The organism is Novosphingobium sp. BL-S-19, assembly GCF_055521675.1.
In genome coordinates this window covers 3212334-3227661 of sequence record NZ_CM145498.1, presented here as the reverse complement: position 1 = coordinate 3227661, position 15328 = coordinate 3212334, and the positions used below count along the sequence as shown (strand labels likewise).

Below are 15328 nucleotides of genomic sequence, written 5' to 3'. Positions count from 1 at the left end.
CAGAACATGGAAGCCGTAGACCATTCGCACTGGAGCCCGTTATTGGGCCGCCTGTGGTGGGACGCCCTGCCACAGGAACCGATCGTGCTCGCCACTTTCGTCGTCGTCGCCCTTGGCGGCGCGGCGCTGGTGGCCGGCCTCACCTATTTCAAGCTCTGGGGTTATCTCTGGAAGGAATGGTTCACCAGCGTGGACCACAAGAAGATCGGGATCATGTACATGATCCTGGGCCTCATCATGTTCCTGCGCGGCTTTGCCGACGCGGTCATGATGCGCATCCAGCAGTCGATCGCCTTCAACGGCAGTGAGGGGTACCTTACCGCCCACCACTACGACCAGGTCTTCACCGCCCACGGCGTGATCATGATCTTCTTCGTGGCGATGCCTTTCGTCACGGGCCTCATGAACTACATCGTGCCGCTGCAGATCGGCGCACGCGACGTCAGCTTCCCGTTCCTGAACAACTTCAGCTTCTGGATGACGACGGCGGGCGCGGTGCTGGTCATGGCCTCGCTGTTCATCGGTGAGTTCGCGCAGACCGGCTGGCTGGCCTATCCGCCGCTGTCCAACCTGGCGTACAGCCCGTGGGTCGGCGTCGACTACTATATCTGGGCACTGCAGATCGCCGGTGTCGGTACGCTGCTTTCGGGCGTCAACCTGATCGCGACCATCGTCAAGCTGCGCGCGCCGGGCATGACCATGATGCGCATGCCGATCTTCACCTGGACCGCACTCTGCACCAACATCCTGATCGTTGCCGCCTTCCCGGTGCTGACGGCGGTGATGGCGATGCTCTCGGTCGACCGTTACCTGGGCTTCAACTTCTTCTCGAATGACTTCGGCGGCTCGCCGATGATGTACGTCAACCTGATCTGGATCTGGGGCCACCCCGAGGTCTACATCCTCATCCTGCCGCTGTTCGGCGTCTTCTCCGAAGTCACCGCCACCTTCTGCGGCAAGCGCCTGTTCGGCTATTCGTCGATGGTCTACGCGACGCTGGTCATCACCATCCTTTCGTACCTCGTCTGGCTGCACCACTTCTTCACGATGGGTTCGGGCGCGAGCGTCAACTCGTTCTTCGGCATCACCACGATGGTGATCTCGATCCCGACCGGCGCGAAGCTGTTCAACTGGCTGTTCACGATGTACCGTGGCCGCATCCGGTTCGAACTGCCGATGATGTGGACGGTCGCCTTCATGATGACCTTCACCATCGGCGGCATGACCGGCGTTCTGCTCGCGGTGCCGCCGGCCGACTTCGTCCTCCACAACTCGCTGTTCCTGATCGCCCACTTCCACAACGTCATCATCGGCGGCGTGCTGTTCGGCATCTTCGCGGCGATCAACTTCTGGTGGCCCAAGGCCTTCGGCTTCAAGCTCAACCAGTTCTGGGGCAAGGTCAGCTTCTGGCTGTGGGTTCCGGGCTTCTGGTTCGCCTTCATGCCGCTCTACATCCTGGGCCTGATGGGCGTTACCCGCCGTATGCGCGTGTTCGATGATCCGTCGCTGCAGCCGTTCTTCATCGTTGCCGCCTTCGGCGCTCTGATGATCGCGGGCGGTATCGGTGCCATGCTCGTCCAGTTCGCCGTGTCGATCTGGAAGCGTGAGGAACTGAAGGACGAAACGGGCGATCCGTGGGACGGCCGTACCCTTGAGTGGTCGACCAGCTCGCCGCCGCCGGAATACAACTTCGCCTTCACCCCGATCGTGCACGACATCGATGCCTGGGACGACATGAAGCGTTGCGGCGTGGAACGTCCGACCGCCGGCTTCCGTCCGATCCACATGCCCAAGGGCACCGGCACCGGCATCATCCTTGCCGGCCTGTCGACCGCGCTTGGCTTCGCGATGATCTGGTACATCTGGTGGCTCGCGGCCGTGTCGTTCCTCGGCGTGATCGGTTACGCGATCTTCCATACCTTCAACTACAAGCGCGATTTCCACATCCCGGTCGAATCGGTCGAAGCGACCGAGGCCGAGCGGACGCGCCAGCTCGCTGCAGCAGGAGCTTGATCGATGACTGCGACTGCTGAAGTGAAACTCACCCAGCCCCAGCTTCAGGCCGCGTTCTACGACCTGAACGAGCATGACCATCCTGAAGGCGGCAGCACCATGCTGGGCTTCTGGATGTACCTGATGAGCGACTGTCTCATCTTCGCCATGCTGTTCGCCGCCTTCGGCGTGCTGGGCGGCAACTTTGCGGCGGGCCCGGGGCCGAAGGATCTCTTCGACCTCAAGCTCGTTGCCGTGAACACCGCGATGCTGTTGTTCTCGTCGATCACCTACGGCTTCGCCATGCTGGCCATGGAGAAGAACAAGGTCGGCGCGACGCAGCTCTGGCTGCTCGTCACCGCCGTGTTCGGCGCGGCGTTCCTGTCGATCGAACTCTATGAGTTCCATCACATGATCGCCGAGGGCGCGACGCCGATGCGTTCGGGCTTCCTCACCGCGTTCTTCTCGCTGGTGGGCACCCACGGCCTTCACGTCACCTTCGGCCTGATCTGGCTGTTCACGCTGGTCGTCCAGGTCGGCACCAAGGGCCTGATCCCGGCGAACAAGCGCCGCCTCATGTGCCTTTCGCTGTTCTGGCACTTCCTCGACGTCATCTGGATCGGCGTCTTTACCTTCGTCTATCTCATGGGAATGCTGTGATGAGCGACCACGTCCACCCCAACGAGCACGTCGACGACGTGCACGCCAGCGGCCATGGCACGATGCGCGATTATGTGATCGGCTTCCTGCTCTCGGTCGTCCTCACCGCCATCCCGTTCTGGCTGGTGATGACCGGCGCCATCGCCGACAAGTCGACCACCGCACTGGTCATCATGGCCTTCGCGATGGTGCAGATCGTCGTCCACATGATCTACTTCCTGCACATGAACACCAAGTCGGAGAACGGCTGGACGGTCATGGCGCTGATCTTCACGATCGTGCTCCTGGTGATCACGCTCTCCGGTTCGCTGTGGGTCATGTACCACCTGAACCACAACATGATGCCGATGAACGCGCACGACATGGGCCAGCTGCCCTGATCGTCACGGTTTCAAACGTATCATGCACAAGATGATCGAAACCAACGAAGCGCGGCGGCCCTGGGGGCTCGCCGCGTTTCTGTTGTTGGCCATGGCGGCGTTCGTGGCGCTGGGCGTCTGGCAGGTGCAGCGCCTGCAGTGGAAGCACGCGCTGATCGCCCGCGTCGATGCGCGCGTCCACACCGCACCGATCCCGCTGCCCGCCGACGACAAGCTGGCGCGGGTGAAGGGGTCGGACCTCGACTATCTGCGCGTTTCGCTTCAGGGTCGGTATCAGGGGGAGGCGACCGCGCTGGTGCGGGCCGCCACCGATCTGGGCACCGGGTACTGGACGATGACGCCTCTGCGGCTTGAGGATGGACGGCAGGTTTGGGTGAACCGCGGCTTCGTGCCGGCGGGCACGACTGCCAAAGTCGCCGCCGCGACCACGCCGGAGGGCCCGGTTTCCGTCACCGGCCTGCTGCGTTCGGACGAGCCGAAGGGCAGCCTTCTCCAGTCCAACCAGCCGCAGGTCGATCGCTGGTACTCGCGCGACGTCAACGCCATGGCGCAGGCGCGGGGCATCGGCGCGGTCGTGCCGGCCTTCGTCGATGTGCAGGTGGAGCAGGCGAACCGTCCCAAAGGCCTGACACCGGTACCGGGGCTGACCCAGATCCACTTCCCCGACAACCATCTCAGCTATGCGCTGACGTGGTTCGCAATGGCGGCGATGTCGGCCATGGCGCTGGTCTTCGTCTGGCGCCGCCGCCGATGGAACGGCTGATCGATCTGTTCGCGCCGAGGGGGCTTCCGGGAAGTTCCGCCAGCCGCGCGAATATCGTCCTGCTCACGCAATTGCGCTGGACCGCGGTGATCGGCCAACTGGTTACCATCGTCGTCGTCCAGCAGGTGCTGGGCGTGAAACTGTCATTGGCGCCGCTGCTGCTGGCGCCGCTGCTGCTGATCGTCGTCAATCTGGTTTCCGCCAGCGTGGTGCTGCGAAGGCAGTCGTTCTCGCAGGGGGAGCTGTTCTCGGCGCTGATGATCGATGTCGTAGCGCTGTGCTGGCAGCTCTACCATTCGGGCGGGGCGACCAATCCCTTCACCTTCCTGTTCCTGCTGCAGATCGTCATCGCCGCGGTCATTCTGGACCTCCGGTGGAGTTCGCTGGTGGCGGTCAATGCCTGCCTCTGCGTGCTGCTGCTGACGTTCTACTACCAGCCGCTGCGCCTGCCGGTGCAGCACGTGGGCGACCCGTTCCAGCTCTATATCTACGGCAGCCTGCTGTGCTTCGTGCTGGCGGCGGTGCTGCTGATCGTCTTCGTCGCCCGCCTCGACCTCACGCGGCGTGAGAGTGATGCCAAGCTGGCCGCGCTGCGCCAGCAGGCGGCGGAGGAAGACCATATCATCCGCTTGGGCCTGCTCGCCTCCGGCGCGGCGCATGAACTGGGCACGCCGCTATCGTCGATCTCCGTCATCCTCGGCGACTGGACGCACGAGCCTGCCATCGCCGAAGACCCCGATCTTTCGGCCGACCTTGTCGACGTCCGCCGCGAACTCGATCGCTGCAAGACCATCGTCAGCGGCATCCTGATGTCGGCGGGCGAAATGCGTGGCGTCGCACCCGCCGTCACCACCTTGCGCGGCTTCATCGGCGAGATTCTGGAAGAATGGCGCCCGCGCATGCCCGGCGAATTGCGCTTCCTCGATTCCATCGATGAGGACCGCTCGATCGTCTCCGATCCGGGCCTCAGGCAAGTGATCGGCAACGTCATCGACAATGCCGTGGAAGTCTCGCCCGACTTGGTGGTGATCGAGGCATGGGTGGAATCCGGCCGTCTCGTCCTCACCGTCAGCGACCGTGGTCCCGGCTTCGATCCGGACATCCTGCCGCGCGTCGGCCAGCCCTATGCCTCCACCAAGGGGCGTGACGGCGGCGGGCTGGGGCTGTTCCTGGTGGTCAACGTGATCCGCAAGCTGGGCGGCAAAGTCGCGGTCGACAATCTGCCCGATCGCGGCGCAAGGGTGCAACTTGCGATTCCCCTTGCTACACTGGCCTATGAGCCCAGAAAGGGCGACGAATAAGCCGGGGCCCCCTTTTGACCGAGCCAGCCATGACCGAGAGTGCCGCGAGTGACGCGGAGAGTGCCACACTGCTGATCGTCGAGGATGACCCCACCTTCGCGCGCACCCTGCGCCGTTCGTTCGAACGGCGCGGCTATCTCGTCAGTTCCGCCGCCAGCCCGGAAGAAGCGGAAGGGCTCTGCGCCGCGGCCGATTTCGACTATGCCGTGGTGGACCTGAAGCTGGGCGCCTCGTCCGGCCTTTCGGTGGTGCAGACGCTGCACGCGCGCTCGCCCGAGACGCGGATCGTGGTGCTGACCGGCTATGCCTCGATCGCGACGGCAGTGGAGGCGATCAAGCTGGGCGCCTCCCACTACCTCGCCAAACCGTCCAACACCGACGATATCGAGGCGGCTTTCGCTAGCGTCGATGGCGATGCCAGCGTGCCGGTGGACGGGCGCAAGAGTTCGATCAAGACGCTGGAGTGGGAATATATCCACCGCACCTTGGTCGAATGCGAATTCAACATTTCCGAAGCGGCGCGCCGTCTGGGCCTCCATCGCCGCACTTTGGCGCGCAAGCTCGAAAAGCGTCAGGTCTAGGCCGGAACGGGGAGGGGCGACTCATGGCAGACCATTCCGCGCCCAGAAAGGCGCGTCTACCTGCGGTCGATCCGCGCGCGCTGCTGACCTTTCGCGCGGTCTGCGAAACCGGCTCGATCAGTGCGGCGGCGCGGGCGCTGAACCTGTCGCAGCCTTCGGTCTCCAACACCATCGCCTTGCTCGAAAGCCGCCTTGGCACTGTGCTGTTCGAGCGCGGGCGCGGCGGCATCGTGCTGACGCGCGAGGGGCTGGTGCTGCAGCGCCGCTCCGAGGCGCTGGCGACGCTGCTGGCCGATGCGGTGAGCGATGTCGAACATGCCCGCCACCGCATCTCCGGCCCCTTGCGCATCGGCGGCACCCCCGGGGCGTTGCTGACGCTGCTGCCCGGCGCGATCATGCGGATGGAAGCGGCCGTGGGCGATTTTGCGCTCAGCGTCGTCGAGCGGCCCGATGCCGAGCTGCACGAGATGCTGCGGCAGGGTGAGATCGAACTCGCCATGGTGACGACGCGCATCGAGTCCATTCCCGAAGGCATGGTGGAAGTGACGGCGGCGCGCGATCCTTTCGCGTTGATCGTCGGCCGCCATCACGCCGCGCTGGGCGACCGTGTTTCGCTGCGCGAGGTCGAGGGGCTGCCATGGGTCCTGCCCGAAGCGCGCGGCGCGTTCCGCCGTCAGGTCGATGCGCTGTTCATCGCGGCGGGCGTTTCGGTGCCGCGCATCACTATCCGCTGCGACTCGCTGCTGACCACTCGCGCCATCGTCCGCGATACCGACCGTGTGACCGTGCTGCCGCGCACCGTCGCGCTGGACGGCACTTCGGACGGCTCGATCCGCGCCATCGCCATTGCCGAGGCCGTGTTCGAACGCAGCGTCGGCGTGCTGCGGATGGAAGGCGGCGCCCTTTCCCCGCTGGGCGAGGCGATGCTGGCGGCGCTTCCACCCGTTCCATAGTTTTTGACTATGGTGATCCGAAATATCATTATTTTACTTTGGATGCGCTGACCCGCTAAATCGCTCTCAACTCGAAAGACAAAAACGGGAGAGAGCGATGCGGACCCTGATCCGCGATGTATCCATCTTCGACGGTAGCGGCAGCGCTCTCCAGACCGGCTCGGTGCTGGTGGACGGCGAGCGGATTGTCCGTGTCGCCTATGGCGCCGATGCGCTGGCGGGTGAAATCGCCGACGTGACCATCGACGGGCGCGGCAAGACGCTGATGCCGGGTCTGGTAGACGCGCACACGCATCTCACCTGGGGCTCTTCGGTCGAGAAGATCTACCACCAGTTCATTCTACCGCCCGACGAACTGAAGGTCGCGGCCTGGCGCAATGCGCGCGTGCTGCTCGATCATGGCTTCACCTCGATCTACTCGGCCGGCGCGCTGGGCGACATGATCGAGCCGGAACTGGCGCAGGCCATTGCGGCGGGCGAGACGCCGGGGCCGCGCATGGTGCCCTCCACGCTCGAACGCAGCCCGGAAGGCGACGAAGGCGTCGAGACCGGCGACGTGTTCAACGGCCGCGGGCCCGATGCGATGCGCAAGTTCGTGTCCTACTGCAAAGACGAGGGCGTCCAGTCGATCAAGCTGGTCGTCTCCGGCGAGGATGCGCTGAAGCCCGGATCTGCGATGCAGGTGCTCTACACCCGCGAGGAAATGCTGGCGGCCGGAGAGGCGACCCGCGAGGCAGGCATGTGGATCGCCACGCACGCCTATTCGCCCGAAGCCATCGGCCTTGCCCTCGATGCCGGTGCGCGCATTCTCTACCACTGCTCGTTCGCGGACGCGGCGACGGTCGATCGGATGGCGGCAGACAAGGACAAGTTCTTCTACGCGCCCGGTCCCGGCGTTTCGGTGGCGGCGATCGAGGCCAACCCGCCGCCGCATGTCGACATGACGCATATGAAGGCCAGCGCGCATGAGCGCATGGGCCTTGAAGGCAAGCTGGTGCCCGAACTGAAGGCGCGCGGCGTGCGGATCCTGACCGGCGGCGACTACGGCTTTCCGTTCAATCCGCATGGCCGCAATGCCCGCGATCTGGAGCATTTCGTCCAGTACTTCGGCTTCACCCCCGCCGAGGCCCTGCGCTCCGCCACCCAGTACGGCGGCGAGTTGATGGGCCTTGAGGTCGGACTGGTGAAAGAGGGCTGGCTGGCCGACCTGCTGCTGGTCGATGGCGATCCCACGGCGAATGTCGCGGTGCTGCAGGACAAGGACCGGCTGACGATGATCATGAAGGGCGGGGCGTTCCACAAGGCGCCCGCCGAGATCGAAACGACGGGTTAAATCAGGGGCTAAATCGATGTCGCACGACGTGGTTGTCGTAGGCTGCGGCCCTGTGGGCGCGCTGGCCGCGAACCTTCTCGGCCTGAAAGGGCTCAAGGTACTGGTTCTCGAACGGGAACTGGAACACTATCCGCTGCCGCGCGCGGTTCATCTCGATCACGAGATGATGCGGCTGTTCCAGTCCGCCGGGGTGATCGATCGGGTGCAGGGCGACATGATCGCCACCGACGGCCACCTGCATGTCGGCGCCGACCATGGCGTGATCCGCTACATGGGCACCGTGGGCAAGCCGCGCCCGTTCGGGTGGGCCAACGATTACTTCTTCTACCAGCCCGAACTCGAAGCGCACTTGCGCGAGGGCTTTGCGGCGATGCCGAATGTCGAGCTCTCGCTGGGCGCCAGCTTCACCGGACTAACGCAGGACGCCGAGGGCGTTACGGTCGAGTATCTCGACGGAGCCGAAACCCGCACTGCGCAGGCCCGCTGGGTCATCGCCTGCGACGGCGCGCGCAGCACGGTGCGCAAGGCATTGGGCGTCGCGCTGGACGATCTCGATTTCGAAGAGCCCTGGCTCGTCGTCGATGCCGAAGTGGAAGGGCCGGTCGCGTTTCCGCCGCTTTCGGGTGTGCCGGAGGGCGCCGATCTCCAGCGCCTTTCGGTGATGATGTGCGATCCCTCGCGTCCCGCCACCGTGGTCCCCGGCCGCCGCGACCATCGCCGCTGGGAGTTCATGCTGCTCCCCGGCGAGGACGACACCGCGATGTCGGCGCCGGAAAAGGTGGCCGAACTGGTCGGCGCGTGGATGGCCGATGTGCCGCACCGGATCGTGCGCGCCGCCACCTATCGCTTCCACGGCCTCGTCGCGCATCAGTGGCAGGTCGGCAACGTCTTCCTGGCCGGAGACGCCGCGCACCAGACGCCGCCGTTCTTCGGGCAGGGCATGTGCCATGGCCTGCGCGATGTCGCCAATCTGGCGTGGAAGATGGATGCGGTGGCCAACCACGGCGCCGAGCCTTCCGTGTTGGGCACCTACCAGCGGGAGCGCGATCCGCATGTCCGCGCGGTGATCGGCGCCGCCGTCGCGGCCGGTCGCTACATCTGCGAACTCGATCCCGCAGCGGCTGCCGCCCGGGATGCCCGCATCCGCGAGGAAGCGCGCCAGAAGGCCGGCGAGACCGCGCATGACCTGATCCCTGCCATCGCCGAGGGCGTGGTTCTTGGCGAAACCTCCGGCGCGGGCGTTCGCTTCGTGCAGCCGGTGCTGGCCGATGGCCGCAAGCTCGATGACCTGACCGGCGGCGACTGGCGCCTCTTCGTCCGTGACGATGCCGTGCCGGGCCGTACCGAGGGCGTCACGCGTATCTCCGCCGGCACCCTGCCGGACAATGGCGCGGTCACCGCATGGCTCGACGAACACGGCGTGGATGCCGTGCTGATCCGCCCCGACCACTACGTCTTCGGCACCGCCAGCCACAGCGCCGAAGACCTCCTCGCCGCCCGCGCGGCGCAGCTTTTCAGCCATCAGGAGCTTGCCGCATGACTCTCACGCTGGCTCAGGCCCAGACCATAATCACCGGTACCCTCGCCGAAGCGCGGGCCCGCAATGCCAAGCAATTGGCGGTGATCGTGCTCGACGCGGGTGCGCATCCGGTCGCCTTCGCCCGCGAGGACGGGGCGAGCCTCTACCGTTTCGACATTGCCAAGGCCAAGGCCGAGGGCGCCGTGGGCATGGACGCGGATACCGCCGTTCTGGCCGAGCGGGCCAAGGGCAACCCGACTTTCTTTCAAAGTGTCACCGCTGCCGTCGGCGGCCGCATCGCGTTCTCTCCCGGGGGTGTAGTGATCCGCGATGCCGCCGGCACCCTGATCGGCGCCGTGGGCGTCAGCGGTGACACCGGCGAGTGCGATGCCGATTGCGCTCGCGCCGGCATCCGCGCCGCGGGTCTTCTTCAGGAGCCAGAAGCATGAAACTGCGCAGCATCGAACTGGCGCTGCCCGATCCGGCCGCCGCCGCCACATTCATGACCGAAATCTGGGGCATGGCTGCTGCCGAGGTTCAGGGCGACACGCATTACCTGCGCGGCTCCGGCCCGTTTCCCTACCTCGTCGCGTTCGAGGAGTCGGAAGACGAATTCGTTCGCTCGACCACCTTCGTCTGCACGGGCGAGGAACTGGAAGCGCTGAAGGCGCGCATCGCCGCCTCGGGCTGGACTGCAAGCCTGACGGTCAGCCACGATCTTGGCGGCGGGCACGGCCTGCTGGTCGAACTGCCCGAAGGCACGATCCTGCGCTTTCTGGTGGACGCAACCGAAGTCGAACCCATCACCGGGCGCGACCTGCCGGTGAAGCTGACCCACGTGGTGTTCAACGCTGCCGATGCCGAAGCCTGCGGCCACGCAGTGGAGGACATTCTCGGCTTCCTCGTTTCCGACCGTACCAAGGGCATGGTCTTCGTGCGCTGCAACGACAGCCACCACTCCACCGCCTTCGCCCGCGCCGGTTTTGCCTCACTCAACCATGTCGCCTTCGAGATGGAGGACATCGACGCGGTGATGCGCGGCATCGGTCGTCTGCGCGATCACGCAATGGTTCCCGCATGGGGCCCCGGCCGCCACGGCCCGGGCGCAAACGTCTACGCCTACTTCATCGCCCCGTTCGGCCCGGTGATCGAGTTCTCGACCGCCGTCGAAAAGGTGCCGGAGGACTACAAGGCCGGGGCTCCGGAAGACTGGACCTGGCCGCCGAACCGCATCGACCAGTGGGGCATCTCGGATAAGGATTTCGACGGTCTTCGCCGTGCCGAAGAACGCTTCCGTTTCCGCCGCGACTGGGAAGCCGCGCCGCTCTGACCATTTGACCGCCGCCGCGCCGTCGCGGGGCAGGGGAGACTACGCATGAACCGCTATATCAGCTTCGAACGTCCCGATGGCACCAAGAGCTTCGGCCGCCTCGAAGGGGACAAGGTGATCGATCTGGGCAAGGCCGGCGCTGACGCATGGCTGAAGGACGTGCTGGCCGATGACCTTGCCGCGCTGCCCGCCATCGGTGAGTTCGCCTTTGCCGCAGTTAAGCTGCTGCCGGTCGTTCCGAACCCCGAAAAGATCCTCTGCGTCGGCCTCAACTACGCCACCCACGTGGCCGAGACCGGCCGCGAGCAGAAGGAACACCCGGCGATCTTCACCCGCTGGGCCGACAGCCTGATCGCCGATGGCGAGGCCATGGTCCGCCCGCCCGAAAGCGAGCGCTTCGACTACGAGGGCGAACTGGCCGTCATCATCGGCAAGGGCGGCCGCCGCATCGCGCCGGAGAACGCATGGGAGCACATCGCCGGCTTCGCGCCGTTCAACGACGGGTCTATCCGCGACTGGCAGCGCCACAACATCCAGTTCACCCCCGGCAAGACCTGGCCCGGCACCGGCGGCTTCGGCCCGTCGATGGTGGTCGCCTCCGATGTGGAAGACCTGTCCTCGCAGCGCGTGCAGACCCGCGTGAACGGCGAACTGGTGCAGGATCAGCCGGTGTCGGACATGATTTGGGATATCCCCACGGTCATCGCCTACTGCTCCACCTTCACCGATCTGAAGCCCGGCGACGTGATCGCCAGCGGCACCCCCGGCGGCGTCGGCGATAAGCGCAAGCCCCCGCTCTACCTCAAGGCCGGAGACACGGTGGAAGTGTCCATCGGCGTGATCGGCACGCTCACCAACCCCGTCATCGACGAATCCTGACCCCATCCAAGCGACATAAGAACACAAGGGAGAGAGACATCATGAACACCATTCACAAGGCGCTGCTGCTCTCGGGAATAGCCGTGGGTGCCCTCGGCACGCCCGCCATGGCGCAGGACGCCGCGAATACGACCGCTCCTCAGGCGGCGCCGCAAGCTGCCGACACCGGCGAGATCATCGTCACCGCCCAGCGCCGCGCGGAGAAGGTGACAGAGGTTCCGATCTCGATCACTGTTGCCAGCGCCGCGCAGCTGGAGCGGCAGCAGGTCAACACCGTGAACGACCTTGCCCGCATCGCGCCGAGCCTCGAAATCCAGCAGGCACCCGGCCAGAACACCGGCGGCGGCGGCTCTATCCGCGGCATCGGCACGCAGACTTTCTCGCCCGGTGCGGTGGCCTCTGTCGGCGTCGTCGTCGATCAGGTCAGCCAGGGCAATGCCAATATCTCCGACCTGTTCGACATCGCCCGCGTCGAAGTGCTGAAGGGCCCGCAGGGCACGCTGTTCGGCCTGACGACCTCTGCCGGCGTCATCAACATCACCACCAACAAGCCCGATTTTACCCAGTTCTCCGCCCGTCTGCGCACCGAGCTTTCGGACGCCGGCACTGCTGGTTCGAAGTACGGCAATCAGGTGATTCAGGGCCTCGTCAACGTGCCGATTGCCGCCAATGCCGGCCTGCGCGTCTCCGGCGTTGCCAACTTGCGGCAGGGCGTGAACCGCAATGCCACGACCGGCGATCTTAACGACACCAACCGCTACAGCGTGCGCGGCCGCTTTCTGTGGGAGCCGACCGACCGCGTTACCGTGAACCTGAACGGCGACTACGCGCATAGCAGCATCGAGAACGGCGGCGATTTCTTCACTTTCGTGAAGACCGGAGGCCCGGGGCCGTTCCTCGGCGGGGCCGGATACGATTCCGTGGGCATCACCGATCGCCTTGCGTCCTGCGGTGTGACCCCGGGCGTTGGCAACCGCAACTACTGCACCGATGAAAGCTACACCGGAAAGGCAGAGAATTACGGCGGATCGCTGCAGGTCGATTACGCTGCCGATCCCTTCACGCTGACCGCGATCACCGCCTATCGCAAGTCGACCGAGACCGGTCTTGGTGCCTCCTCTAACGTGTTCCGCGCCGATCCGCTGGAACTGCAGGTCCACAACGATGCGGTGAATCGCGATCTGAGCCTGTTCACGCAGGAATTCCGCATCAGTTCGGCAGCGGGGCAGCCCATCGAATATACCGTGGGCGCCTTCTATTCGAACCAGAAGCAGACCCGCGATCCAGAGACGGTGGACGTTACGCTGATCCCGGTGCCGGGCGTCACCATTCCCATCGTTTCCACTACCACGCCGCAGTTGACGATCCGCGATGAATCGCTGGCCTTCTTCGGGCAGGCGACCGGCCATGTCACCGACCAGTTCCGCCTGATCGGCGGCGTACGCTACACCACCGACAGGCTCTCCCTCGATACGTTCGACACCACCGGCATCATCACGGACAAGACCGTGCTAAACACCGAAAAGTGGTCCTGGCGCCTTGGCGCGCAGTACGATCTCACCTCGCGGGCGATGGCCTATGCCACCGTGTCGCGCGGGTTCAAGGGCGGCCAGATCGCGGTGCCGACCGGCGCCACGCCCTATGTGGTGCTGCCCGAAATCCCGACTTCGTATGAGGCCGGCGTCAAGGCCACGCTGTTAGGTTCCTGGGTGGCCGATCTCAGCGTGTTCTACATGAAGATCGACAACTTCCAGGCGCAGCAGTGCACGGTGGATGCTAACGCGATCATCTCGTGCGATCAGAAGAACATCAACGGCGTGAAGACGCGCGGTGCCGAGATCAACTTCTTCGGCAACGTGACCCACAACTTCTCGCTCAACACCGGCTTCATCTTTGCCAAGGCGACCTATCCGAACAGCTTCATCGGTACGGACGGCACCGATATCGGCGGCAGCCAGCTGGCCTATTCGCCGCGCTACAAGTTCACGCTGTCCGGCCAGTACGACATTCCGCTGGGTGAACGTTTCGGCGGCTTCGTCTCAGTGGACACGGTCTGGAAATCGCGCATCCGCTATGAGGCGAACTCGGTGGAGGACACCACCTACAGGCCGCACTGGATGGTCGGCGGGCGCATCGGCGTGAAGACGGCGGACGATCGCTACAGCGTCGCGGTCTTCGTGCGCAACGCCTTCAACGTGCACGAGCCCAGCCTGATGCAGAGCGACTTCCCGTACAACGGCGTGTCCAACATCGGCGCGATCTACGGCCCGCAGTCGTACCGCAATGTCGGCATCAGCCTGGACGCCAAGTTCTGATGCCTTCCACGCTGAACCGCCTGCTTCGACAGGAGCAGGCGGTGAGTGCGGCGATCAACGCGGTTCTCAGTGCTGCGTTCTTCGCTCTGGTGTTCGGGCTTTCGGAAAGGACTTTGGCGACCGGTGCGCCGGATCGCTTCGCGCTCGATTTCCTGCCACAAGGACTGATGGTTTCGCTGATGGCATCGCTGGTTCCCGCGCTTCTGATGCGCGCGAAGTTGCGCAAGGCAGGCCTGATCGGCGCGGATGCGGGGCCGGACGCCGGCGAGATCGCGCGCACCGTGTCTTTCGGCGTGCTGGCCGGCCTTGGCAGTGCGGCATTGCTGGCGGCGCTGGCACAGTTCGGTCCGTTCGGGAGCGTGCCCAGCCATCCGGCGCTCGTTTTCAAGATCGTCTATGGCGCGGCGCTGGGCCTCGTTTGCACGCGCTATGCGCTCGCCGCGTTGTACGCCAGCAGGATCGAAAGGCAGGGGGCATGAGCGATGTGATCCGAGACATCGGCACCCGGCTCGGCCCGGATGTGGTTGCGGCGATGCGCGATCTCTACGATGCCGAACAGGCGGCGCTGGCCGAGGCCATGGCTCCGGTCGCGCTGGACTGCGCCTATGGGCCGGACGTGCGCAACCGGCTGGACCTCTATCGGCAGGGTGAGGCGGCGGAACTGTGCCCGGTCGTTCTTTTCGTCCATGGCGGCGGCTTCCTGCTCGGCGATAAGGGCGGCCCGGAAAGCTGGGCCAATGCCCATGTCGGCCGCTGGGCGGCGGCGAACGGCATGGTGGGCGCGGTGATGAATTATCGCCTTGCACCCCAGCACATGTGGCCATCGGGAGCGGAAGACGTGGGCCTTGCGGTCGATTGGCTGCGCGCCACTGTCGCCGGCCATGGCGGCGATCCGGACCGGATCTTCCTGCTCGGCACATCGGCGGGGGCGGTCCACGTCTCGGCCTTTCTGAACGCGCGGGAGGATCATGCTGATCTGGTGCGCGGGGCGGCACTGCTCTCCGGGCTCTACGGCGTAACCCCGCTGGATGAGCGGGACATGCGCTATTACGGCCCGCAGGACTGCTATGCCCTGCGCATGCCGCTGACGGCGGTGATGGAAACGCGCCTGCCGCTGTTCATGGCCAGTGCGGAGTTCGATCCGCCACGCTTCCAGACCGAATGGGCTAGCATGTTGCAGGGCCGCCTGGGCCGCCACGGCCGCCTGCCGCGCGCGCATTATGCCAGCGGGCACAACCACTATTCGATGGCGATGCATCTGGGCACGGCGGACCGCCGCCTGTCCGACGAATTGCTCTCCTTCTTCGCAGACCATTCCTGAG

General features: G+C 65.2%; 15 protein-coding genes. All 15 read left to right on the top strand.

The window, feature by feature from the left end:
* The first annotated feature begins 6 nt into the window (after positions 1–6).
* Positions 7–2013 (top strand): cytochrome o ubiquinol oxidase subunit I, encoded by a 2007-nt coding sequence (gene cyoB / locus ACZ1JV_RS23470; RefSeq protein WP_465150749.1) that lies wholly within the window; start codon positions 7–9, stop codon positions 2011–2013.
* A gap of 3 nt (positions 2014–2016) precedes the next feature.
* Positions 2017–2652, top strand: a complete 636-nt coding sequence (cyoC, locus tag ACZ1JV_RS23465; protein ID WP_465150748.1) for a cytochrome o ubiquinol oxidase subunit III — start codon at positions 2017–2019, stop codon at positions 2650–2652.
* A complete protein-coding gene (gene cyoD / locus ACZ1JV_RS23460) occupies positions 2652–3032 on the top strand; it encodes a cytochrome o ubiquinol oxidase subunit IV (RefSeq protein WP_395393595.1) in 381 nt (126 codons plus the stop codon). The genes cyoC and cyoD overlap by 1 nt, the downstream gene beginning before the upstream one ends.
* A 22-nt stretch (positions 3033–3054) precedes the next feature.
* Entirely contained in the window at positions 3055–3795 is a 741-nt protein-coding gene (locus ACZ1JV_RS23455; RefSeq protein WP_465150747.1) for an SURF1 family protein, read from the top strand.
* Entirely contained in the window at positions 3783–5096 is a 1314-nt protein-coding gene (locus tag ACZ1JV_RS23450; RefSeq protein ID WP_465152633.1) for an ATP-binding protein, read from the top strand. Before ACZ1JV_RS23455 ends, ACZ1JV_RS23450 begins: the two co-directional genes overlap by 13 nt.
* A gap of 29 nt (positions 5097–5125) precedes the next feature.
* Complete coding sequence (locus ACZ1JV_RS23445) at positions 5126–5677, top strand: response regulator transcription factor (protein WP_465150746.1); 552 nt, start codon at positions 5126–5128, stop codon at positions 5675–5677.
* Positions 5678–5700: 23 nt separating this feature from the next.
* Complete coding sequence (locus ACZ1JV_RS23440) at positions 5701–6630, top strand: LysR family transcriptional regulator (RefSeq protein ID WP_465137393.1); 930 nt, start codon at positions 5701–5703, stop codon at positions 6628–6630.
* 97 nt (positions 6631–6727) lie between these two features.
* Entirely contained in the window at positions 6728–7963 is a 1236-nt protein-coding gene (locus ACZ1JV_RS23435) for an amidohydrolase family protein (RefSeq protein ID WP_465150745.1), read from the top strand.
* A 16-nt stretch (positions 7964–7979) separates the two neighbouring features.
* The gene (locus ACZ1JV_RS23430) at positions 7980–9503 is read left to right on the top strand and encodes a bifunctional 3-(3-hydroxy-phenyl)propionate/3-hydroxycinnamic acid hydroxylase (protein WP_465150744.1); all 1524 of its coding nucleotides are present in this window, start codon (positions 7980–7982) and stop codon (positions 9501–9503) included.
* Complete coding sequence (locus tag ACZ1JV_RS23425; RefSeq protein ID WP_465150743.1) at positions 9500–9931, top strand: GlcG/HbpS family heme-binding protein; 432 nt, start codon at positions 9500–9502, stop codon at positions 9929–9931. The genes ACZ1JV_RS23430 and ACZ1JV_RS23425 overlap by 4 nt, the downstream gene beginning before the upstream one ends.
* Positions 9928–10812, top strand: a complete 885-nt coding sequence (locus tag ACZ1JV_RS23420) for a VOC family protein (RefSeq protein ID WP_465150742.1) — start codon at positions 9928–9930, stop codon at positions 10810–10812. Before ACZ1JV_RS23425 ends, ACZ1JV_RS23420 begins: the two co-directional genes overlap by 4 nt.
* 45 nt (positions 10813–10857) lie before the next feature.
* Entirely contained in the window at positions 10858–11691 is an 834-nt protein-coding gene (locus ACZ1JV_RS23415; protein ID WP_465150741.1) for a fumarylacetoacetate hydrolase family protein, read from the top strand.
* 41 nt (positions 11692–11732) lie between these two features.
* On the top strand, positions 11733–14006 hold the full coding sequence (locus tag ACZ1JV_RS23410; protein ID WP_465150740.1) for a TonB-dependent receptor: 2274 nt from the start codon (positions 11733–11735) through the stop codon (positions 14004–14006).
* Positions 14006–14485 (top strand): hypothetical protein, encoded by a 480-nt coding sequence (locus tag ACZ1JV_RS23405; protein ID WP_465150739.1) that lies wholly within the window; start codon positions 14006–14008, stop codon positions 14483–14485. Before ACZ1JV_RS23410 ends, ACZ1JV_RS23405 begins: the two co-directional genes overlap by 1 nt.
* Positions 14482–15327, top strand: coding sequence for an alpha/beta hydrolase (locus ACZ1JV_RS23400; protein ID WP_465150738.1), 846 nt, complete (start codon positions 14482–14484; stop codon positions 15325–15327). Before ACZ1JV_RS23405 ends, ACZ1JV_RS23400 begins: the two co-directional genes overlap by 4 nt.
* Position 15328 lies beyond the last annotated feature (1 nt).